This is a genomic window from Deltaproteobacteria bacterium, from assembly GCA_019310525.1.
Classification (GTDB): Bacteria; Desulfobacterota; DSM-4660; order Desulfatiglandales; family HGW-15; genus JAFDEE01.
This window is the reverse complement of record JAFDEE010000012.1, coordinates 15,722-36,542: the sequence shown is the minus strand read 5'-3', so window position 1 is coordinate 36,542 and position 20,821 is coordinate 15,722. Positions and strand designations below refer to the sequence as shown.

20 protein-coding genes and 2 tRNA genes are annotated in these 20,821 nt (G+C 55.4%); 20 read left to right on the top strand and 2 right to left on the bottom strand.

Going from position 1 to position 20,821, the window contains the following annotated elements:
• Positions 1 to 20: 20 nt before the first annotated feature.
• Positions 21 to 344, top strand: a complete 324-nt coding sequence (locus JRF57_03115) for a divalent-cation tolerance protein CutA (GenBank protein MBW2302684.1) — start codon at positions 21 to 23, stop codon at positions 342 to 344.
• Positions 345 to 412: 68 nt separating this feature from the next.
• Here the strand turns inward: JRF57_03115 and JRF57_03110 are convergent, their stop codons facing one another.
• Both JRF57_03110 and fusA read right to left on the bottom strand, forming a co-directional pair.
• Positions 413 to 913: a MogA/MoaB family molybdenum cofactor biosynthesis protein gene (locus tag JRF57_03110; protein MBW2302683.1), complete on the bottom strand. Its 501-nt coding sequence runs from the start codon at positions 911 to 913 to the stop codon at positions 413 to 415.
• Between the two features lie 4 nt (positions 914 to 917).
• Complete coding sequence (gene fusA / locus JRF57_03105) at positions 918 to 2,996, bottom strand: elongation factor G (GenBank protein MBW2302682.1); 2,079 nt, start codon at positions 2,994 to 2,996, stop codon at positions 918 to 920.
• Positions 2,997 to 3,567: 571 nt separating this feature from the next.
• On the opposite strand from fusA, the gene xerC reads away from it, so the two are divergent.
• The 19 genes from xerC to JRF57_03010 all read left to right on the top strand — a co-directional run bounded on the left by xerC (position 3,568) and on the right by JRF57_03010 (position 20,362).
• The gene (gene xerC / locus JRF57_03100; protein ID MBW2302681.1) at positions 3,568 to 4,494 is read left to right on the top strand and encodes a tyrosine recombinase XerC; all 927 of its coding nucleotides are present in this window, start codon (positions 3,568 to 3,570) and stop codon (positions 4,492 to 4,494) included.
• 15 nt (positions 4,495 to 4,509) lie between these two features.
• Positions 4,510 to 5,061, top strand: a complete 552-nt coding sequence (gene hslV, locus JRF57_03095; protein ID MBW2302680.1) for an ATP-dependent protease subunit HslV — start codon at positions 4,510 to 4,512, stop codon at positions 5,059 to 5,061.
• A gap of 8 nt (positions 5,062 to 5,069) precedes the next feature.
• The gene (gene hslU, locus JRF57_03090; protein ID MBW2302679.1) at positions 5,070 to 6,470 is read left to right on the top strand and encodes an ATP-dependent protease ATPase subunit HslU; all 1,401 of its coding nucleotides are present in this window, start codon (positions 5,070 to 5,072) and stop codon (positions 6,468 to 6,470) included.
• Between the two features lie 240 nt (positions 6,471 to 6,710).
• Positions 6,711 to 7,610 carry an acetylglutamate kinase gene (gene argB / locus JRF57_03085; GenBank protein MBW2302678.1) on the top strand — a complete coding sequence of 300 codons (900 nt, stop codon included), beginning with the start codon at positions 6,711 to 6,713 and terminating at the stop codon, positions 7,608 to 7,610.
• A 126-nt stretch (positions 7,611 to 7,736) separates the two neighbouring features.
• Positions 7,737 to 8,909, top strand: a complete 1,173-nt coding sequence (locus tag JRF57_03080) for an acetylornithine transaminase (GenBank protein ID MBW2302677.1) — start codon at positions 7,737 to 7,739, stop codon at positions 8,907 to 8,909.
• A gap of 113 nt (positions 8,910 to 9,022) precedes the next feature.
• Positions 9,023 to 10,228, top strand: coding sequence for an argininosuccinate synthase (locus tag JRF57_03075; GenBank protein MBW2302676.1), 1,206 nt, complete (start codon positions 9,023 to 9,025; stop codon positions 10,226 to 10,228).
• A 64-nt stretch (positions 10,229 to 10,292) separates the two neighbouring features.
• A complete protein-coding gene (gene argH / locus JRF57_03070; protein ID MBW2302675.1) occupies positions 10,293 to 11,675 on the top strand; it encodes an argininosuccinate lyase in 1,383 nt (460 codons plus the stop codon).
• A gap of 217 nt (positions 11,676 to 11,892) precedes the next feature.
• Positions 11,893 to 12,126: a hypothetical protein gene (locus JRF57_03065; GenBank protein MBW2302674.1), complete on the top strand. Its 234-nt coding sequence runs from the start codon at positions 11,893 to 11,895 to the stop codon at positions 12,124 to 12,126.
• Between the two features lie 277 nt (positions 12,127 to 12,403).
• Positions 12,404 to 13,672 (top strand): diaminopimelate decarboxylase, encoded by a 1,269-nt coding sequence (gene lysA / locus JRF57_03060; GenBank protein MBW2302673.1) that lies wholly within the window; start codon positions 12,404 to 12,406, stop codon positions 13,670 to 13,672.
• 37 nt (positions 13,673 to 13,709) lie between these two features.
• Positions 13,710 to 14,558, top strand: a complete 849-nt coding sequence (locus JRF57_03055; GenBank protein MBW2302672.1) for a diaminopimelate epimerase — start codon at positions 13,710 to 13,712, stop codon at positions 14,556 to 14,558.
• Positions 14,559 to 14,619: 61 nt separating this feature from the next.
• Positions 14,620 to 15,492: a 4-hydroxy-tetrahydrodipicolinate synthase gene (locus JRF57_03050; protein MBW2302671.1), complete on the top strand. Its 873-nt coding sequence runs from the start codon at positions 14,620 to 14,622 to the stop codon at positions 15,490 to 15,492.
• A 50-nt stretch (positions 15,493 to 15,542) separates the two neighbouring features.
• Complete coding sequence (gene dapB / locus JRF57_03045) at positions 15,543 to 16,346, top strand: 4-hydroxy-tetrahydrodipicolinate reductase (GenBank protein ID MBW2302670.1); 804 nt, start codon at positions 15,543 to 15,545, stop codon at positions 16,344 to 16,346.
• Positions 16,347 to 16,466: 120 nt separating this feature from the next.
• Positions 16,467 to 17,633, top strand: a complete 1,167-nt coding sequence (locus JRF57_03040; GenBank protein MBW2302669.1) for an LL-diaminopimelate aminotransferase — start codon at positions 16,467 to 16,469, stop codon at positions 17,631 to 17,633.
• A gap of 9 nt (positions 17,634 to 17,642) precedes the next feature.
• Positions 17,643 to 18,209: a 2-amino-4-hydroxy-6-hydroxymethyldihydropteridine diphosphokinase gene (gene folK, locus JRF57_03035; GenBank protein MBW2302668.1), complete on the top strand. Its 567-nt coding sequence runs from the start codon at positions 17,643 to 17,645 to the stop codon at positions 18,207 to 18,209.
• 93 nt (positions 18,210 to 18,302) lie between these two features.
• On the top strand, positions 18,303 to 18,944 hold the full coding sequence (fsa, locus tag JRF57_03030) for a fructose-6-phosphate aldolase (protein ID MBW2302667.1): 642 nt from the start codon (positions 18,303 to 18,305) through the stop codon (positions 18,942 to 18,944).
• A gap of 2 nt (positions 18,945 to 18,946) precedes the next feature.
• Positions 18,947 to 19,537, top strand: coding sequence for a lytic transglycosylase domain-containing protein (locus JRF57_03025; protein MBW2302666.1), 591 nt, complete (start codon positions 18,947 to 18,949; stop codon positions 19,535 to 19,537).
• A gap of 6 nt (positions 19,538 to 19,543) precedes the next feature.
• Positions 19,544 to 20,119, top strand: coding sequence for a CDP-diacylglycerol--glycerol-3-phosphate 3-phosphatidyltransferase (gene pgsA / locus JRF57_03020; GenBank protein ID MBW2302665.1), 576 nt, complete (start codon positions 19,544 to 19,546; stop codon positions 20,117 to 20,119).
• 77 nt (positions 20,120 to 20,196) lie between these two features.
• Positions 20,197 to 20,272: transfer RNA gene (locus tag JRF57_03015), tRNA-Gly, on the top strand.
• A 14-nt stretch (positions 20,273 to 20,286) separates the two neighbouring features.
• A tRNA-Cys gene (locus JRF57_03010) sits at positions 20,287 to 20,362 on the top strand.
• The last annotated feature ends 459 nt before the right edge of the window (positions 20,363 to 20,821 follow it).

The window sequence follows — 20,821 nt, the reverse complement described above, 5'->3', positions numbered from 1 at the left end:
AGGTCGGCGGGGAGGCTTTCATGAGCGGGTATCTGCAAGTATTCGTGACGGTTGAGAAGAGAGAGGAGGCTGAGCGGATCGCCGGGCGTCTTCTGGAGGAGAGGCTTGCCGCCTGTGTGCAGATCATCGGCCCCGTCAGGAGCACGTACTGGTGGCGGGGAAACATTGAAAGCTCGGAGGAATGGCTCTGCCTGCTGAAGACAAGAGAAGACCTTTACGACGACCTGGAGGAGACCGTCCGCAATATCCATTCCTATGAAGTGCCGGAGATCCTTGCCCTTCCCATCGTGAGGGGCAATCCGGATTATCTGAAATGGTTGACCGAGGAGACCAGGGGCGGATAAGAGAAGGTGACCCTGGATTCGCCTTGCTACGGCTGTGCTTGCCAGCGATGGCCCGAGAGATGGACTCTTCAGGGTACGGCGCAGTCGGAAGGATCTCCCCCCAATTTCGAGAGGGCGTGTTTCAAGGCAGGAAGCACGACGGCCAGGTTTTCCTTTACGCCCGCCGGACTTCCCGGGAGATTGATGATCAGGCAAGCTCCCCTTACCCCCGCCACGGCCCGGGAGATCATGGCATGAGGAGTCTTCTTCAGGCTTTCCGCCCTCATGGCCTCCGCCATCCCCGGCACGGGGTAATCGATTACTCGTTCCGTGGCCTGGGGAGTGACATCCCTGGGACTCAGGCCGGTTCCGCCTGAGGTGACGATCAGGTCCATCTCCCCTGAATCCGCCCAGGATGAAAGCGTTTCCGCAATGGCCTGAAGATCATCGGGAACGATTTCCCGCTTTAATACCGGAAATCCCTCCGAGGTCAGGATCTCCTCGGCCACTCGTCCGCTTTCGTCTTTCCTGAGTCCGAGAGAGCCCTTGTCGCTCACGGTCAGGATCCCGGCCCTGAATTTGGCGCCCATTTCCTTATTCCGCAGCCTTGGCCTCAGCGATCACCTTTTCGGCCAGTTGCGCGGGGACCTCCTCGTAGTGGGAATGCTCCATGGTGAAGGTTCCCCTCCCGGCGGTCATGGCGTTCAGGTCCAGCGCATAGGTAAGGACCTCGGCCATGGGGGCCTGGGCCATGATCACCTGGTACTTGCCCTTGCTTTCCATTCCGAGGACACGGCCTCTCCTCCCATTCAGGTCTCCCATCACGTCTCCCATGACCTCTTCGGGTACCGTGATTTCCATTTTCATGATGGGTTCGAGAAGCACCGGGTTGGCCTCCTGGAGGGCCTTTTTCAGGCACATGCTCGCCGCGATTTTGAAGGCCATTTCCGATGAATCCACGTCGTGGGATTTTCCGTCATAGAACCGTACCTTGAGGTCGACGATGGGGTAGCCTGCCAGGACTCCCACCTGGATCGCCTCCTGAAGCCCCTTTTCAACGGCCGGGACGAAGTTCCTTGGGACATTCATGCCGACCAGGGCCTCTTCGAACTCGAAACCCTGACCTCGTTCGAGGGGTGTGACGTCGAAATGCACCTCGGCGAATTGCCCCCGCCCGCCGGATTGCTTCTTGTGCCTGTAAATCACCTGCTTGACGGGCTTTTTGATGGTTTCCAGGTAAGGGACCTTGACGGGTTTCAGGTTGACCTCCACGCCGAATTTCCGGTTGACTTTTTCGCACGTGGCTTCCAGGTGAATCTGCCCGGTTCCGGAGACGATGATCTCGGAGGTCGTCTGGTCCCTTTCCAGTTTCAGGGTGGGGTCTTCGTCGAGCAGCTTGCTCAGGGAAGAGAAAACCTTGTCCTCGCTTCCCTTGACCTTGGCTTCAACGGCGTAAGAGATTACGGGCGGGAGGGGTTCTGCGGGTGTAAAAATGACGGGATCGGTCTCCTGGCAGAGGGTATGCCCGGTCTGGGTTTCCTTGAGCTTGGGGATGGCGATGATATCTCCGGGGATGGCGCTTTCAACGGATTGCTGCTTCTTACCCTCCAGGAGGAAGATCTGGCCGAATTTTTCTTTGAAGTCCTTATTGGGGTTGTAAACCGTGGACTCGGCCTGTAGGGTGCCCGAATAGACCCTGACCAGGCTCAACTTGCCTGCGAAGGGATCCGCCATGGTTTTGAAGACGATTCCCGCAAAAGGACCATCCACGGCAGGTTTCACGGTGATCTGTTCATCCGTTCCGGGTTTTTTCCCTTCCGGAGGTTTTCTCTCGAGCGGTGAGGGGAGCCCCTGGACGACCAGATTCATGAGATGGGGCACTCCTATGTTCAACATCGCCGAACCGCAGGCGATCGGAACCAGCATGCCGCTCTTGAAACCCTGGTAAAAGGTCTCTTCGATTTCCTTGGTGGATAGTTCTTCACCCTCGAGATATTTCTCCATGAGTTCATCGTTGGCCTCAACGATGTTCTCGATCATCTTCTCCCGCCACTCCTCGACCGTGTCCGACATGTCTCCGGGGATGTCGGCTTCCTTGAAATCCCCGCTGCCGTCCTTGGAGTATAGGTAAGCCTTCATCTTGATGAGGTCGATAATCCCTTTGAAATCGTCCTCGGCCCCAATAGGCAGAAATATGGGCGTGAGCTTGGCATCAAAGGTCTCGCTCATCCCATCGATCACGGAGAAAAAATCCGCCCTCTCCCTGTCCATCTTGTTCACGAAGACGATCCGGGGCAGTTCCTGCTCGTCGGCGAACCCCCAGACCTTTTCCGTCCCGATCTTCACGCCCGCCGTGGCGTCCAGAACCACGACCAGGCCATCGGTGGCCTGGAGTGACAGCCTGGTATCCGAGAGAAAGTTGTCGTCCCCCGGCATGTCGATCAGGTTGATCACATGTTTTTTCCAGGTGCAATGGTGGACGGCCGTACTGATGGTGATTTTCCTTTTCACTTCCTCGGGTTCAAAGTCCAGGTTCGAAGTGCCTTCGTCCACCTTGCCGAGCCGGGTTACGGCTTTTCCGTTAAAGAGCATGGCTTCCGCCAGTGAGGTCTTGCCGGAGCCCACATGGGCCACGAAACCGACGTTCCGCAATAGCTCACTTTTCCTTTCCATGGTCCGTTCCTTTCCAGATTTTTTATCCCCTTGGCCTATTTGAGTTGATGGTGGGGGTATGTATGGATGACCCGAGTTTTCGCCCCGATTTTCCTCAATCGGGAATTGAGTAAATAACAAGAAGGGTGTAAAACCTCTTGAAGGGCCTCTCAGCCCTTCAAGGCGCCCCCAAATGGAGAAAGGGCGAAAAGTAAACTACTATCGGCTGAAGCCGATAGTTTTAGGGGCCAAGGGGTCGAGGGTTCAAGGGGTCAAGTGAAATGCCCAGAGGCAGGCTTGGAAGGCTCCACCAATCACTCGGCCACTTGAACCCTTGGATCCTTGAACCCTATTATAAAAACGATCGAACTAAAGTCTTCGTCTAAAGGCTAGAGATTTTCTCCCATTCCCAGATTGGGGCATTAACGGGTTCAAGATTGTTTATGCAAAATTCAGATAAAAGAATTATCAACGTTACATCAACATATCAAACAAAGTCAAGATTTGTTTAAAGTCAACGATTTTTTCGTTGCCAAATAATGAAAATGTGTTAAATTACTAATTTTTTCCAAAGGATAGGAAGCTCCGGCAAATGACGGCGGAAGCGCTGGTGGAAGAATTCATCGGGTACCTCAGTAGCCAGAAAGGTTACTCCGCCCATACCATTCGGGCTTACAGGAGTGATCTATTGCAGTTCCTTCGATTCTTGAGGGAAAAGGAGGAGCGGGCGGGTCCTGAAGGGGGCCCGAAACATGGCCTGAATGGGGTCGATTTTGCGCTCCTCCGCGAGTACTTGAGCGGCCTTTACGGGAATTACAAGAGGGTCACCATAGCCAGGAAGCTTTCGGCCGTCCGCACCTTCATGGCTTATCTCGCCAGGAAGGGTGTCCTTCAAAGCAATCCTGCCGCTGAGATCTCGACCCCCAAGGTGGAAAAGAGCATCCCCGCCCACCTTCCAGTGGACGAGATGTTCCGGCTGCTGGAGATGCCCGAAAGAGATCATCCTCTGGGTTTAAGGGACTTGGCCGTCTTGGAGGTGTTATATTCCTGCGGGTTGCGGGTCAGTGAACTGGCGGGGATGGATGTCTCCAGCATTGATTTCGAACAGCGCTTGGTCCGCGTGATCGGGAAAGGCAATAGGGAAAGGATCGTACCCATTGGAAAGAAGGCTCTCCAGGCGGTCGAGGCTTACCTGGAGGCCACCTCTTCGTTGAGGAGAAAACAGGGAAAAGGAAAGAATGAGGGCCCCCTTTTCTTGAATTACCGCGGCATGCGCCTCTCGACCCGGAGCATTTTAACGATCGTAAAGAAATACGGTCGGGAGTGCGCCCTCATGAGCGAGATCAGCCCCCATGCCCTGAGACATACCTTTGCGACCCATCTGCTGGATGGCGGGGCCGACCTGAGATCGGTCCAGGAGCTTTTGGGCCATGCAAACCTTTCGGCTACACAGAAGTACACCCACGTGAGCCTCGACAGGCTCATGGCGGTTTATGACAAGGCCCACCCGCGCGGCTGAGGAAAGAGGATCAGGATGAAGAGAACGGATATCAGAGCGACGACTATCTTGGCCGTTCGAAAGGACGGAAGGTCCGTCATGGCCGGAGACGGCCAGGTGACCCTCGATAACACCATCATGAAACACAAGGCGGTAAAGGTCCGTTTTATGTACAAGGATCGTATCCTGGTCGGTTTTGCCGGGGCCGCCGCAGATGCCTTCAATCTCTTCGAGCGCCTTGAAGGAAAACTGGAGAAATTCAACGGGAATCTTACTCGTTCCGCGGTGGAGCTGGCCAAGGACTGGAGAACGGACAAGATCCTCAAAAGGCTAGAGGCCCTTCTGCTCGCCATGGACGAGGCATCCACCTTTATCATCTCGGGAACCGGGGATGTCATCGAGCCCGATGAGAACGTTGCGGCCATCGGTTCGGGGGCGGGTTTCGCACTTGCCGCGGCCCGGGCCCTCGTCAGCCATTCCAACCTGGACGCTTATACCATAGCCCTTGAGGCCATGAAGATCACGGCCTCCATTTGTCTATACACCAACGATCAGATCGTCATCCATGAAATCGGCGAGAAGGGGTGATAATGGATATGAACATCGTCAAGCGGGACGGATTCAACCAGGTCCTGACGCCCAGGGAGATCGTCTCGGAGCTGGACAAGTACATCGTGGGGCAGAACTCCGCCAAGCGTTCCGTGGCCATCGCCTTGCGGAATCGGTGGAGACGCCAACAGGTCCCTCCGGAGTTGCGGGATGAAATCGCCCCCAAGAACATCATCATGATCGGTCCCACGGGAGTGGGGAAGACGGAAATCGCCCGGCGGCTCGCCAGACTGGCCAAGTCTCCCTTCTTGAAGGTGGAGGCCACGAAATTCACCGAGGTAGGATACGTGGGCCGTGACGTGGAGTCCATGATCAGGGACCTTGCTGAACTCGCCGTCAACATGGCTAAGAGGGAGGAACAGGAAAAGGTCAAGGCCAAGGCCCGGGAATTGGCCGAGGAGAGACTGCTGGACATCCTTCTCCCGAAAAGGAGGGAAGATCCACGGGTCGAGGAAGAGGGTGAGAAGGAAAAGGTGCTGGAGGTCGTTCGGACAGACCGGCAGGAAAGCAATTCCACCCGTGAGAAGCTGAGGAGATTGCTGAGAAGCGGTAAACTGGATGAGCGCTATGTGGAACTCGAGGTCGAGGATAGGAGTTCGCCCATGGTGGAGATCTTTTCCAATGCCGGCCTTGAGGAGATGGAATTCAACATCAAGGAGGTCTTCGGCAACATTTTCCCCTCCCGTAAAAAGAAGAGGAGGGTGAAGATCCCGGAAGCCATGGAGATCCTATTCCAGAACGAATCTCAGAAGCTTATCGACATGGACCATGTTATCCAGGAGGCCGTCCGGATGACGGAGCAAAACGGCATCATCTTCCTGGACGAACTGGACAAGGTCGCGGGCTCCGAGTCCAAGTACGGCCCCGACGTATCCAGGGAAGGCGTGCAGCGGGACCTCCTTCCCATCGTGGAAGGCTCCACGGTCATCACCAAGTACGGCATGATCAAGACGGATCACATCCTTTTTATAGCTGCCGGGGCCTTCAACGTGAGCAAACCCTCGGATCTCCTCCCCGAGCTCCAGGGGCGCTTCCCTATCCGTGTCGAACTGGACTCCCTCACCGAGAAGGATTTCGTGCGGATTCTCAAGGAGCCCCGTAACGCCCTGATCACCCAGTACAAGGCCCTCCTGGAAACCGAAGGTGTGGAATTGGTGTTCGAGGATGAGGCCATTGAGGAGATCGCGTCTATCGCCAGCAAGGTCAATGAACGGATGGAGAATATCGGGGCTAGACGTCTCCACACGGTCATGGAGAAACTCCTGGACGAGATCTCCTTCGACGCGCCGGATATGGCGGAGAAACGCATTGTGATCGACCGGGACTACGTGGTGGAAAAGCTCAAGGATATCTTCGAGGACGAGAACTTGAGTCGCTATATCCTTTAATGTCCCGGTCGGGGAATGGGAGAAAATCCGTAGCCTTCAGTCGAAGACTTTAGTTCGATCGTTTTTTATAATAGGGTTCAAGGATCCAAGGGTTCAAGTGGTCGGTGGAGCCTTCCAAGCCGGCCTCTGGGCATTTCACTTGACCCCTTGGCCCCTAAAATTACCGGGTTCAGCCGATAGCAGTTTGCCCAATAAGCGCTTTCTCGCTCAGAGGGGCGGAAAGGCGGAACGGGATTGTCGATGGGAAATTCAAGAAAAGAGGACAACGAATCCTCCAGGGCCAGGGTCCTCATCGAGGCCCTCCCATATATCCGGCGGTTCAACAAGGCCACCATCGTGATCAAGTACGGCGGCCACGCCATGGTGGATGAAGAGCTGAAGAAGAACTTCGTTCTGGACGTCATCCTCATGAAGTACGTGGGGTTTAATCCGGTCGTGGTTCACGGCGGCGGGCCCCAGATCGGAGGGCTTTTGAAGAGACTGTCCATCGAGTCGGAATTCGTGGACGGTATGCGGGTGACCGACAAGCAGACCATGGACGTGGTGGAGATGGTCCTTGTAGGCAAGGTCAATAAGGAGATCGTGTCACTGATCAACCTGAACGGGGGTCAATCGGTCGGACTTTCCGGGAAGGACGGGAAGCTACTAACGGCCAAGAAGATGAAGTATGTCCGGAAGAAGGGAAATGATCAGCCGCCCGAGATCATTGACATGGGTATGGTGGGGGAGATCGTGGCCGTGAAGACCAGGATCCTTGAGAGTCTTCTGGAGAGCCAGTTTATCCCGGTTATCGCCCCAGTGGGTTTCGGCACAAAGGGGGAGAGTTACAATATCAATGCTGACCTGGTGGCGGGGAGGATCGCGGCTGCCCTCAAAGCGAGGAAGCTGATCCTCCTCACGGACACGGAGGGGGTCCTGGACAAGAAGGGAAACCTGATCTCCACCATACGCCGACGGGAAGTTGAAGGATACATTGAGGACGGAACCATCCAGGGCGGAATGATTCCCAAGGTGAGATGCTGCCTGGATGCCCTCAAGGGAGGTGTGAGAAAGGCCCACATCATCGACGGCCGGAAAGAGCATGCTATCCTGCTGGAGGTTTTTACGAAAAAAGGGATTGGAACCCAGTTGATTCGGTAGGTTCCGGCGTGGGATCGGGAATCCTAATTTAAGAGAAGAGCGGGGGGCTTCATTGTCGGAAGAGAACAACGAAACAGCGAATCGAGGGGAAAAATGGATGAGAATCATGTGAGGGTTCGGGATACCATGGAAACGGCCGATCGGGTCCTGTTCCCCACCTACAAGAGGACCCCGGTGGTTTTCACGCGGGGAAAAGGGTGCCGGCTCTGGGATGAAAAGGGCAAGGAGTACATTGATTTTGTTGCAGGCATTGCAGTCTGTTCCCTGGGGCACAGTTCGCCGCTCGTCAGCGACGTCCTGGAACGCCAATCCAGGGAATTGATCCATGTATCGAACCTTTACTATACCGGACCCCAGGTGGAGCTGGCCGAGCTTTTGGTCAAACACTCCTTTGCGGACAGGGTCTTTTTCTGTAACAGCGGCGCAGAGGCGAACGAGGCGGCCATCAAGCTGGCCCGGCGGTATTCAAGGGAGAAATTCGGCCCTGGACGACACCGGATCCTGACCATGGAAGGATCCTTTCACGGCCGGACCATGGCCACCCTCTCCGCTACGGGGCAGGCGAAGATTCAGGTGGGTTACGATCCTCTCCTCAATGGTTTCGGTTACGTGCCTTTCAACGATCTCGAGGCCCTGGAAAAGGCGATCGATGATTCCGTTTGCGCCGTGATGCTGGAACCCATCCAGGGCGAAGGCGGTGTAGTGTGTCCCGATCCCGACTACCTCAAGGGAGTTCGGGAGTTATGTAGGGGCAATGACCTGCTTCTCATATTCGATGAGGTCCAGGTCGGCCTGGGCCGGACCGGAAGGCTTTTCGCCCATGAGCATTTCGGGGTGACCCCGGACATCATGACCCTGGCCAAGGCCCTGGGAAACGGGCTTCCCATCGGGGCCATGCTGGGCGTGGAGGCCTTGAGCGAAGCCTTCGGCCCGGGGAGTCATGCCACCACCTTCGGGGGAACTCCCTTGGTGACGGCGGTGGCAAAGGCAGTGCTGAAAAGCCTCATTGAAGACGGCTGGGTGGATCATTGCAGGGAGATCGGGTACTATTTCAAGGAAAGATTGGAGGGGCTCCGGGAAAGGCACTCCCTGGTGAGGGAGGTCCGGGGTCTTGGTCTTATTTTGGGCATGGAATTGGAGGTGCCTTGTGCCCCTGTCGTGGACGCTTGCAGAGAGAGGGGTTTCCTGATCAACAACGCCCAGGAGACCGTGCTCCGTTTCGTTCCGCCCCTCATCGTGACCCGGGAGGAGATCGACCTCCTGGTCCGGGCCCTTGATGAAATCCTGGGGTCGCTATGAGCAGGGCTCCGAGGGAGATGCTGGGCCGGAAAGGAAAGTTCGCCGGTTGATGGACCACCGGTCAGGGGAGAGAGGGAAGAAGCCGGCTTTTCGGAATTTGGGAGGAAGAGAGATTGAGTGAGGAAATCAAGAAAATCGTGCTTGCTTATTCAGGGGGCTTGGACACCTCTGTGATTTTGTCATGGCTCAGGGAGGTTTATCAATGCCCTGTTATCGCCTATTCGGCTGATGTGGGTCAGGGCGAAGAGACCAGTGGCCTCAGGGAAAAGGCGATGGCCACGGGGGCGGAAGATGTTGTAATCGAGGACCTCAAGGAGGAGTTTGTCCGGGACTTTGTTTGGCCGGCTTTCAGGGCGAATGCCGTCTATGAGTCAGGGTATCTGCTCGGGACCTCCCTGGCGCGTCCTCTGATCGCTATGCGGCAGGTGGAGGTGGCCCGGAAATTCGGGGCCGACTCCGTGAGTCACGGGGCCACGGGAAAAGGAAACGATCAGGTCCGTTTCGAAATGGCTTACATGGCCCTTGCGCCGGATCTCAAGATCATCGCACCATGGAAGATCTGGGATTTCAAAGGCAGGGAAGACCTGGTGCAATACGCCCGGACCCACGGTATCCCCGTACCCGTGACCAAGGAGAAACCCTATTCTACGGACCGTAACCTTCTTCACATCAGTTTTGAAGGAGGCATCCTGGAGGACCCCTGGAATGAACCCAGCCAGGACATGTTCGTCCTGAGTGTTTCACCGGAAGAAGCGCCCGATCGTCCCACCTACACGGAGATCGAGTTCCGGGGAGGGGATCCGGTGGCGGTGGACGGCCAGCCCATGAGCCCGGCCCGGCTCCTGGCCCACCTCAACGACCTTGGAGGCCGAAACGGAATCGGCCGGTTGGACATGGTGGAAAACCGTTACGTTGGCATGAAATCCAGGGGGGTCTATGAGACGCCGGGTGGAACGGTGTTGAGGGTGGCCCACCAGGCCATGGAGTCTATCACCCTCGACCGGGAGGTCATGCACATCAGGGACAGCTTGATTCCCCGTTATGCTGAAATGATTTATTACGGATACTGGTTCAGCCCTGAGAGGAGGATGCTCCAGGCCCTGATCGACGAATCCCAGAGGGACGTGACTGGAGTGGTCCGCTTGAAACTTTACAAGGGGAACTGTATCGTGGTGGGGAGAAAGTCGGATAAGTCCCTTTATGACCCCGAAGTGGCTACCTTTGAAGAGGATGAGGTCTTCAACCAAAGGGATGCCGAAGGTTTTATCCGGTTGAACGCCTTGAGGTTGAGGATCGCGAGGCTCATGGGTCGAAGATGACGGTGCCTGATTTGGGAGGGAAGCACAGGGGAGACGATGGTCTCCGGCATCGAGGGAGAAAGGAATGACGAAAAAGGTCTGGGGAGGACGATTTCAGGAAGATACGGACGAAATGGTGGACCGGTTCAACGCATCCCTTCGCTTCGACAGGCGTCTTTATGCCCAGGACATCTTGGGCAGCATGGCCCATTGCAGAGTGCTCGCCAAGCAGAAGGTCTTCTCGGAACAAGAGGCCTCACAAATCCTTGAAGCCCTGGCCGCGATCAAGAAGGAACTGGAAGAGGGGAACCTCCAGGAAGACGGGTCCCACGAAGACATCCACACCCTGGTGGAAAAATCCCTTATCGAGCGAGTAGGCCCCTTGGGCGAGAAGATTCACACAGGCAGGTCCCGGAACGACCAAGTAGCGTTGGACATGAGGCTCTACGTGCGAGAGGCCGCCCAAAGGGCCGTCCGCCTCATCAAGGGGCTTCAGGGTGCCCTGGTGGATCTAGCGGAGAGGAATCTCGACCTGATACTGCCCGGATACACACACATGCAGCGGGCGCAACCCGTGCTGGTGTCCCATCATCTCCTGGCTTATTACGAGATGCTCCGAAGGGACCTAAGACGGTTCTCTCATGCCCTTGAGGGCACGGATGTGCTCCCCCTGGGGAGCGCGGCCCTGGCCGGAACCACCTTCGCCCTGGACCGGCAGATGGCGGCGGAGGAGCTTGGTTTTTCCGAGATCTCCCAAAACAGTATGGATGCGGTGAGCGACAGGGATTTCATCCTGGAATATCTCTTTGCCGCCTCCTTGTTGATGATGCACCTCAGCCGCCTGAGTGAGGAATTGATCCTCTGGTCCACCCGGGAATTCGATTTCGTGAACCTGCCGGATGCCTTCTGTACCGGGAGCAGCATCATGCCCCAGAAGAAGAACCCGGATGTCCTCGAACTCATCCGGGGAAAGACGGGGCGCGTTTACGGCCACCTGATGGGACTCCTGACAGTGATGAAAGGCCTACCCATGTCCTACAACAAGGACATGCAGGAAGACAAGGAACCCCTTTTCGACACCGTGGACACCATCGAGGAATGCCTGGAGGTGCTTGCCAGGCTCCTTGGAGGCGTGACCTTCAACCGGAAAAGGATGCGGGATGCTGTGGCGGAAGGATACCTGGCGGCCACTGACCTGGCGGACTACCTCGTGTTGAAGGGGGAGACTTTTCGCCAGGCCCATGAGTCCGTTGGAAGAATGGTCCTTTTCGCCATTGAGCAAGGAAAGGAACTGAACCAGTTGACCCTGGAGGAAATGAAGCGTTTCAGCGGAAGAATCGATGGGGACGTATACGATTGGCTCGACCCGGAATCTTGTGTGAGAAAACGGAACCTGCCCGGTGGGACCGGCCCGGAGGCCGTAAAAGAGAGTCTTGAACGGGCGAAGAAGGAGTTGTCCATTGAATAATAGGACGCTGTTTGTCAGCATCGTGGGCCTTTGTGCAGCCTTTTTTTTCTTTTCTTCTTGTGGGAAAAAGAGTCCTCCTTTTATCCCCAAGGAAAAATTTTTCTTGAGGGTGGCCGACTTACAGGGTAAATGGATAGGAGGATCCTTTCATTTAAGGGGTCGGATTGAGGGCCCCGGAGCACGGGAAGGGGCAGGGGATTCCATCCAAGGGGGGAGGGTGTATTTTGCTGTATACCCTCAGGACAATCTCCCTTGCAAGGATTGCCCGATCGCCTTTCAGGAATACCGCACCTTCGGAAAGGAGGCCATCAAGGGGCAAACCTTTTATTTCCGGTTCCCGGCTCCGATCGAGAAAAGGGTCTATTTCTTCAAAGTCTATCTGATCGGTCCTGAGGGCGTGATCGGCCCGCCCTCCAATCGGATTGAAATCCCTGAGACAGGTTCGGGGTAAGAGTCGCAAGGAGCCTGGATCTTTCTGTGACCAAGTCTGCTTTCAAGGAGAAGACATCAGTTTGGGTTTTTCCAAAGGGTTCGAGAGGCCAAGGGGGCAAGTGTCTTTTCGTGATCTTACGATCATCTTAATTGCAGAAAGGTTGAATTTCCACCAGTATGACCTTGAAATCCATTGTTTCCAAGACCTTTTACTTGAACCCTTAAACAACTTTTGACCGGAATGGTCGTTCTCTTCAATCGGATTGTAGAATTTAAGGGATACTACATCAAGAGCCATGCACCATTTCCTATATCGAGACAAAGAGCTTTATTGCGAAGAGGTCCCCGTTTCCAGGATCGCTGAGGAGGTGGGCACTCCTTTTTACCTTTACTCCCATGCCACCCTGATCCAACATTTCAGGGCCTTTGATCAGGCCTTTGAAGGCATGAGGCATCTGATCTGCTTCTCCATGAAGTCCAATTCCAACCTGGCGATTCTACGGTTGTTCGTCCGGGAAGGGGCGGGCATGGACATCGTATCCGGCGGTGAGCTTTACAGGGCCTTGAAGGCAGGAGTGGAGCCGGGCAAGATCGTCTATTCCGGTGTGGGCAAGAGGGCCGAGGACATGGAGTATGCTCTGCAGTCCGGGATACTCCTTTTTAACGCTGAATCTTCCCAGGAAATCAGACTGCTCAATGAGGTGGCAGGGAGGATGGGAAAGGTGGCTCCCATCGCCATCCGGGTGAATCCCGACGTAGACCCCTTGACCCATCCTTACATCTCTACGGGTCTGAGGGAGAACAAGTTCGGGATTGATATCCTTCATTCTTTTGAAGAGTATACCCGGGCAGCCGGATTGGACCATATCAGGGTCGCAGGGGTTTCCTGTCACATCGGATCCCAGCTCACACAGGTCAGTCCCTTTGTAGATGCGCTCAAGCGTCTGAAGGTTCTAATTGACAAGCTCACGGCTGCGGGTATTCGGATATCCTACCTGGACCTCGGCGGGGGCCTGGGGATCACTTACGACAAAGAGGCCCCTCCCCACCCAAAGGAGTATGCGGCGGCCCTCAAGGAGGAGTTGGACATGGATCACCTCACCCTGATTTTGGAGCCGGGGCGGGTGATCATGGGGAATGCGGGAATCCTGGTTACCAGGGTCCTGTACACGAAATCCACAGAGCGGAAGCGCTTCGTCATCGTGGATGCAGCAATGAATGACCTGGTGAGGCCGAGCCTTTATGGATCCTACCATGGTATCCAGCACGTAAATATCAAAGGGCGGGAGAAGGTAAAGGTGGATATTGTGGGCCCGATATGCGAATCAGGTGACTTCCTGGCAAAGGACAGAGAGATCGAGGAGGCGGAGCCTGGTGATCTTCTCGCGGTGATGAGTGCGGGGGCTTATGGGTTCACCATGGCATCCAATTACAATTCGAGGCCCAGGGTTCCGGAGGTGATGGTTCGGGAGGGAGAGTTCGAGATCATCCGGGAACGGGAAACCTATGAAGACCTCGTAAAGGGAGAGAGGATCCCCGATTTTTTGGAACAGCCCGCGGCTTGATTAGGAAGGGATATTTTCCCAGGGGAGTTAAGATACAATGCCGGAAAATCAAGATTCCACATCCACTGATTGGATCGAGTTCTGGAAGATGAGCGGCAGCGGTAACGATTTCATCATCTTCGACAACCGCGAAGGGGTGGTCCGCGACGGGGAGCTTGAGACCTTGGTGGCGCGCGTTTGCCGCCGGAGGGAGTCCGTCGGGGCCGACGGCCTCATCGCGGTGGTCGGCTCGGAGCAATATGATTTTGCCTGGCGTTTTTTCAACGCCGATGGAGGGGAGGTGGAGATGTGCGGCAACGGGGGGCGTTGTGTCGCCCGTTTCGCCTACTTAAAGGGGATCGCTGGATCCAGGATGACCTTCGAGACCCGGGTGGGTCCGGTTTCCGCAGAGGTCAAGGGGCGCGTGGTAAAGGTCTTGATGCCGACACCCGGCGGCCTGGAGCGGAATATCGCCCTCTCCCCGGAACCGACTTGGATTCACTGGGATTTCATCAACACCGGCGTCCCCCATGTGGTCATCCAGGTCGATGACCTGTCGGGCCATCCTGTTGTGGAGGAGGGAAGGGCCATACGCCATCATTCCGCCTTTTCCCCCGGAGGGACAAACGTAAATTTCATGAAGGTGTTGGACCAGGGATCCATAGAGGTCAGGACCTATGAAAGGGGCGTGGAGGACGAAACCCTTGCCTGCGGGACAGGTTCCATCGCTTCGGCCCTTGTGGCCGCTTCGAGGGGCATGGTTCGCTCCCCGGTGAGGGTGCGGACAAGGGGCGGAGAAATACTCCATGTCCACTTTACCCAGGAGGGAGACCGGTTCAGGGAGGTGTGGCTCGAAGGAAACACCTCCCTTGTCTACAAGGGACGGCTTTGCCGGGAAGCCCTGTAAGCTGTAAACCCCACCCGTTTATTATTTTTTCCAACACCATTCCTTGACTTTGGAGGTACACATGTTTCAAGGATCCATCGTCGCGATAGTGACACCCTTTAAAAACGGTAAGGTGGACGAGGACGCCTACCGGGAGTTGATTGAATTTCAGATCGAGAACGGAACGAGTGCGATTGTTCCCTGCGGGACTACCGGGGAATCGGCGACCCTGAGCGTGGAGGAGCATTGCCATGTAATCGATATCGCCGTTGACGCGGTCAATAAGAGAATCCCCGTTATTGCCGGTACAGGAGGAAACAGCACTCGTGAGGCCATTGAATTGACGGAACACGCCAAAAAGGCGGGGGCCGATGCGACACTTCAGGTCACGCCTTACTATAACAAACCGACCCAGGAGGGGCTTTTCCAGCATTACGCGGCCATAGCCAAGGCCGTTCCCCTCCCCCAGGTCCTTTACAATGTGCCCGGAAGGACCAGTGTCAACATGCTTCCTGAGACTGTGGCCCGGCTCGCGGAACTTCCCGAGGTCGTGGCCGTCAAGGAGGCCTCCGGCAACCTCGGCCAGATGGCGGAGATTGTTCGACTGGCGGGGGACAATATCACCCTCCTGTCCGGGGACGACAACCTGACCCTGCCTGTTCTCGCAATCGGGGGGAAAGGAGTGATTTCCGTGGTCGCTAATATCGTGCCGCGGGAGAACGCCGACATGGTCCAGGCATGGTTGGACGGGGAGGTGGAAAAAGCCAGGGAGCTTTATTATCGGCTTCTTCCCCTGTGCCGGGCCATGTTTTTCGAGACCAATCCCATACCTGTTAAAACTGCGGCTGCCCTCATGGGAAAGATCGACGCGGAAATGAGGCTTCCACTTTTTCCCATGGCTCCGGCAAACCTTGAGAGGCTCAAGTCGGTACTAAAAGATTATGGATTGATTTGAGAGCTTGGCGTAGGACAAGGCGCGGGGACAAGATATGAAGGAGAGCAGCCATGGTTAAAGCCATCATTGCAGGTGCAGCGGGCAGGATGGGAAACCGTATCCTCCACATGGTCCGCCGGAGCGGGGAAGTTGAACTCGCCGCGGCCTTTGAAAGGCAGGATCATCCGGAGATCGGCCAGGACGCGGGACACGTCGCGGGTCTCGGAAACCTTGGAATACCTCTGGCAGGATCCCTCGAAGAAGTGATCGACCGGGGGGATGTCCTTATCGACTTCACGACCCCCCAGGCGACCCTGGACCACCTGAGACTCGCTCTCAAAAAGGGGTTGGCCATGGTCATAGGCACCACGGGGTTCGATGGGAACATGCTCGCGGAAGTTCGAGAGCAGGCAAAAGGCATCCGGTGCGTCATGGCCCCCAACATGAGCGTCGGGGTCAATGTGATGTTCCGAATCGCTGGAGAGATGGCCAGGATCCTCGGGAAGGACTATGACATGGAGATCCTGGAAGTCCACCATCGATTCAAGAAGGATGCCCCAAGCGGAACGGCCATGGCCCTGGCCCGTATCCTGGCGGAGGCCGTAGGACGTGACCTGGACAGGGTGGCGGTCTACGAGAGAAAGGGAATCACGGGGGAGAGATCCGAGGAGGAGATCGGTATCCAGAGTTGGCGGGCCGGGGACATCACCGGCGAGCACACGGTGATGTTCGGGGGAATCGGAGAGAGGCTGGAACTCGTTCACCGGGCCCATAACCGTGACAACTTCGCCCGCGGTGCCGTGCGCGCGGCAGCGTGGGTCGTAGGGCAGCCTCCGGGCCTCTATGATATGCAGGATGTGCTGGGTCTCCGCTAGGTGGTGAAGAGAACATGTCAGCCTCTGCTTGAAGCGACAAACCCTCATTTTGACGAAGAGATTGCGTAAAAAGGCCATTTATGGATGGAAACTAATTCCTGACAAGGTGGAAAGGAAAACATGACGGTGTTTGAAAAAGCCCAGAGACTCAAACGACTTCCCCCCTATCTTTTCAAGGAAATCGACCGCAAGAAGGCGGAGGTGCAGGCCAGGGGGGTGGATATTATCGATCTGGGAGTGGGGGATCCCGATCTGCCCACTCCGGATCATATCATCGAGGCCCTTTTGGAGGCGGTGAGGGATCCGGCCAATCATCGGTACCCCAGCTATTCCGGGATGGCGGCGTTTAGGGAGACCGTGGCGGATTGGTACAAAAGCCGGTTTGGGGTGGAATTGGACCCGGGCAGTGAGGTGGTCATTCTGATCGGCAGTAAGGAGGGCATTGCCCATTTGCCCCTTGCTTTCGTCGATCCAGGGGATGTCGCCCTGGTGCCCTCGCCGGCCTATCCGGTCTACCATATCGCCACGCTGTTTGCAGGAGGTGAGTCTTATTTCATGCCCCTGCTGCGGGAGAACGACTTCCTGCCCGATCTTGATGCGATCCCGAGGGACGTGGCTGAGAAGGCCCGGTTGATGTTCATAAATTACCCCAACAATCCCACCTCGGCGGTGGCGGATGGGGCGTTTTTCGAGAGGGTGGTTGACTTTGCCGCGAAAAACAGGATCCTTGTCTGTCACGACGCCGCCTATACGGAAATGGCCTTCGACGGGTACCGCCCTCCCAGCTTCCTGGAAACAGAAGGGGCGAAAGAGGTGGGTCTCGAATTTCACTCTCTTTCAAAGACCTACAATATGACGGGCTGGAGGATCGGTTTTGCCGTGGGCAACCGGGAGGCCATAGAGGGACTGGGGGCGATCAAGAGCAACATCGATTCCGGGGCCTTCCAAGCCGTTCAACTGGCAGGGATCGCCGCCTTGAAGCAGGATCAGTCCTGCGTTGAGGAGATGAGAGATATCTATTCCCGGCGGCGTGACATGATGGTTCAGGGACTGCGTGAGGCCGGCTTCGAGGTGGATGCCCCGAAAGCCACCTTTTATCTCTGGGTCCGGGTCCCAGGTGGAATGACTTCGGCCGAGTTGACAAGCCGTTTCCTGGACAAGGGGGTGGTGGTGACCCCGGGGAACGGGTTCGGGGATCCAGGGGAAGGATATTTTCGGATCGCCCTCACCCAGACCCGGGCGCGTTTGGCCGAGGCGATAGAAAGAATAAAGGGGCTTCAGTTTTGACCATGGATTATGGGCTTCCATCATAGCGGCCACGGGTTTCCCACTGAGGTGAAACGGGTCACGGCTTACATAGGAATAGGGTCCAACCTGGGAGACAGCCTCAAGCACTGTCATGTGGCCGTGGACAGGATCGAAAGGCTTCCGGGATGCCGCGTCATCCGGGTGTCCGATTGGTACCACACCAGGCCTGTTGGGGTGATAGAGCAGGATTGGTACGTAAACGGGGCTGTTGCCCTGGACGTGGAAGTGGAGGCCCGGATACTGCTCACCAGGTTATTGGCTATTGAAAGGGAAATGGGTCGTGTGCGGGTGGAGAAATGGGGCCCTCGCGTCATTGATTTGGATATCTTGTTGTATGGTGATCAGGTTATCCGGGAGGAGGGACTTGAGGTCCCACATCCCCTCATGCACTTGAGGCGTTTTGTCCTCGTCCCTTTGGCTGATATCGCTCCGGAGGTGGTCCATCCTTTTTTTAATATCACTGTCCGAGAATTGCTTGACCGTCTCGCGGAAGATGGGCAGGAGGTCCTGCCGCTGAATGGAAGGGTTCAAGAGGTAAGAGGGATGAGTGGTTGAGAGGTCAAGTGGAAGAGATCTTTGAAAAAGGTAAAATGTCAAGACGGTCATTAACATTGCAGTATCGGGATGCCGATTGATACGGGAGGAATCATGAAATTTTTTATCGATACGGCCAACATTGAGGAGATCAAGAAGGCCAACGAAATGGGACTTTTGGACGGTGTGACCACGAATCCCAGTCTTGTCGCCAGAGAGGGCCGGGACTTCAAGGAACTCATCCAGGAGATTTGCAGTATTGTAGACGGTCCGGTGAATGCTGAAGTCGTCAGCACTGATGCCGAGGGAATGGTTCGGGAGGCGAGGGATCTGGCAGCTTTGGCGGAGAATATCGTGGTAAAGATCCCTCTCATTAAAGAAGGGCTCAGGGCTGTGAAGACCCTTTCCGAAGATGGGATCCGTACCAATGTGACTTTATGTTTCTCGCCTATCCAGGCCCTCATGGCCGCCAAGGCGGGCGCCTCTTACATCAGCCCTTTTATCGGGAGGCTGGATGATATCAGTCAGAGGGGAATGAGTCTCGTTGAGCAGATTATGACCATCTATGAAAATTACGGCTATGAGACCGAGGTCCTGGTCGCCAGCGTAAGGAACCCTGTCCACGTACTGGAGGCGGCTTTGATTGGCGCGGATATTGCTACGATTCCATTCAAGGTTATGGAGCAACTGATCAATCATCCCCTGACGGATATAGGACTTGAGAAATTCCTGGCCGATTGGAGGAAGATGGGATAACCATGCGGGCAGCAAAGCCTAAAGAATCCCTGCTGGTCTGTTTCCTGATCCTTTGGGTCGCCGTTCCAATTGCTTCGGCGGACATTTACCGCTATTGTGACAAAAACGGGGTCTGGCACTTCTCGAATATCAAATCTGACCCCCGGTACAAGCTTTATATACGAAGCCGCCCGAGACGAGACGAACTCAACGTCAGGGACTATGATCGTATTATCCTTCAGGCCGCCAGGAGGTTCCGTGTGGATCCCCATCTCATCCGGGCGGTGATCAAGGCCGAGTCCGATTTCGACCGCAGGGCGGTCTCGAAGAAGGGGGCCCGCGGATTGATGCAGCTTATGCCGGAGACGGCCTATGCCATGAAGGTTTCCAATCCCTTTGATCCCAGGGAGAATATCATCGGGGGGACCCGTTACCTGAGGCTCCTGTTGGAGCGATTTAACCAGGATAAAAAGTTGGCCCTGGCAGCTTACAATGCCGGCCCGGAGACGGTGGAGGCCTTCAATGGAATCCCTCCCTATCCTGAAACAATGACCTACGTAAAAAGGGTGCTGACCTACTACGAGCGTTTTCGGTCAGGCATCCCGACCAGATAGCATCCCATGGGCGGAAGGAAAGATAGTCGGGATGTTTTACTGAACCTGCCTAATACCCTTACTCTCTTCAGGTTTTTCTGTATCCCCTTGGTGGCTGCCTGCCTGAATTTTCAGGGCAGATTGGGAAGTTTCCTGTCGGCCCTCTTCTTCGGTCTTGCCTTCGTGACCGACTTTTTAGATGGGTATTTCGCCCGAAAACATGGAAATGTCACGGCCTTGGGCAAATTTCTGGACCCATTGGCCGACAAGATCCTTGTTTCGGCCACCATGATCCTTCTCATCCCCTTGGATCGTATTCCGGCGTGGGTGGTGATGTTGATTGTGGGGAGGGAACTGGCCGTAACCGGTCTTCGAAGTATCGCCGCAAAAGAAGGGACCGTGATCCAGGCAAGTTCTCTGGGCAAATACAAGACCATTTTTCAATCAGTGGCCACGATAGGCCTTTGTCTCCATTACGAATACTTTCACGTGGATTTTCATCTGATAGGCATGGTTTTTCTTTGGGCGGCCTTGGGCTTGACCTTGTGGTCGGGATGGGAATATTTCCTGCGGTTCAGGGAGGTCTTTTTCCACGGTGATTGAGGGGGATGATCACGTTTCCCTCACCACGGTTTTTCATTGACAAACCGAAAAGATTTTATAGAATGCCGTATATCTATGCGGGAATAGCTCAGTTGGTAGAGCCCCACGTTGCCAACGTGGTTGTCGCGGGTTCGAGTCCCGTTTCCCGCTCCATTATCAAAAAGAAAGGCGGCATAGCCAAGTGGCTAAGGCAGCGGTCTGCAAAACCGTTATTCACCGGTTCGAATCCGGTTGCCGCCTCCATAAAGAAACGGAAAAGGCCTGCAAGAGGGAAGAATCCCTTATTGAACAGGCCTTTTTTTATCCGCCTTCGCGTAAGACCACGGGCTTGCCCGTGGATGAATGTGCAAACAATTGTTGTGCTACGGCGTGATGTCGCCCAAAGCCTAAGGTGGATAACCACGGGTTTACTCGTGGGGCTCCATGTCCCCTTTTTGAATCTGCCAGCCCACCGACTGGAAATGGTTTCAATTCAAGGGGGGGTGGAATAGGAGATGATACGAAATTGCTTGGCTGCCATCCATAAATGGTTCGTTTTGTCCGTTCCGGATTGGCAATTTCCCGCGGCGCCTAAAATTGAATCCTGCAAATTTTTCATGCTATACTTTATTTTGTGCGTTTCTCTGACGATAAAAATATATTAGGAGTCGATTCGGTATTGGATGAATGCGGCTCTTGCGAGTGGATACCCTTCGACACGAG

Coding starts and splice junctions, on each gene's coding strand:
- fusA (MBW2302682.1), bottom strand. CDS start 2,996: ATGGAAAGGAAAAGTGAGCTATTGCGGAACGTCGGTTTCGTGGCCCAT.
- pgsA (MBW2302665.1), top strand. CDS start 19,544: ATGGGCGGAAGGAAAGATAGTCGGGATGTTTTACTGAACCTGCCTAAT.
- dapB (MBW2302670.1), top strand. CDS start 15,543: ATGGTTAAAGCCATCATTGCAGGTGCAGCGGGCAGGATGGGAAACCGT.
- JRF57_03025 (MBW2302666.1), top strand. CDS start 18,947: ATGCGGGCAGCAAAGCCTAAAGAATCCCTGCTGGTCTGTTTCCTGATC.
- JRF57_03050 (MBW2302671.1), top strand. CDS start 14,620: ATGTTTCAAGGATCCATCGTCGCGATAGTGACACCCTTTAAAAACGGT.
- JRF57_03055 (MBW2302672.1), top strand. CDS start 13,710: ATGCCGGAAAATCAAGATTCCACATCCACTGATTGGATCGAGTTCTGG.
- argH (MBW2302675.1), top strand. CDS start 10,293: ATGACGAAAAAGGTCTGGGGAGGACGATTTCAGGAAGATACGGACGAA.
- fsa (MBW2302667.1), top strand. CDS start 18,303: ATGAAATTTTTTATCGATACGGCCAACATTGAGGAGATCAAGAAGGCC.
- hslV (MBW2302680.1), top strand. CDS start 4,510: ATGAAGAGAACGGATATCAGAGCGACGACTATCTTGGCCGTTCGAAAG.
- xerC (MBW2302681.1), top strand. CDS start 3,568: ATGACGGCGGAAGCGCTGGTGGAAGAATTCATCGGGTACCTCAGTAGC.
- argB (MBW2302678.1), top strand. CDS start 6,711: ATGGGAAATTCAAGAAAAGAGGACAACGAATCCTCCAGGGCCAGGGTC.
- JRF57_03080 (MBW2302677.1), top strand. CDS start 7,737: ATGGAAACGGCCGATCGGGTCCTGTTCCCCACCTACAAGAGGACCCCG.
- JRF57_03115 (MBW2302684.1), top strand. CDS start 21: ATGAGCGGGTATCTGCAAGTATTCGTGACGGTTGAGAAGAGAGAGGAG.
- hslU (MBW2302679.1), top strand. CDS start 5,070: ATGAACATCGTCAAGCGGGACGGATTCAACCAGGTCCTGACGCCCAGG.
- folK (MBW2302668.1), top strand. CDS start 17,643: ATGGGCTTCCATCATAGCGGCCACGGGTTTCCCACTGAGGTGAAACGG.
- JRF57_03040 (MBW2302669.1), top strand. CDS start 16,467: ATGACGGTGTTTGAAAAAGCCCAGAGACTCAAACGACTTCCCCCCTAT.
- lysA (MBW2302673.1), top strand. CDS start 12,404: ATGCACCATTTCCTATATCGAGACAAAGAGCTTTATTGCGAAGAGGTC.
- JRF57_03110 (MBW2302683.1), bottom strand. CDS start 913: ATGGGCGCCAAATTCAGGGCCGGGATCCTGACCGTGAGCGACAAGGGC.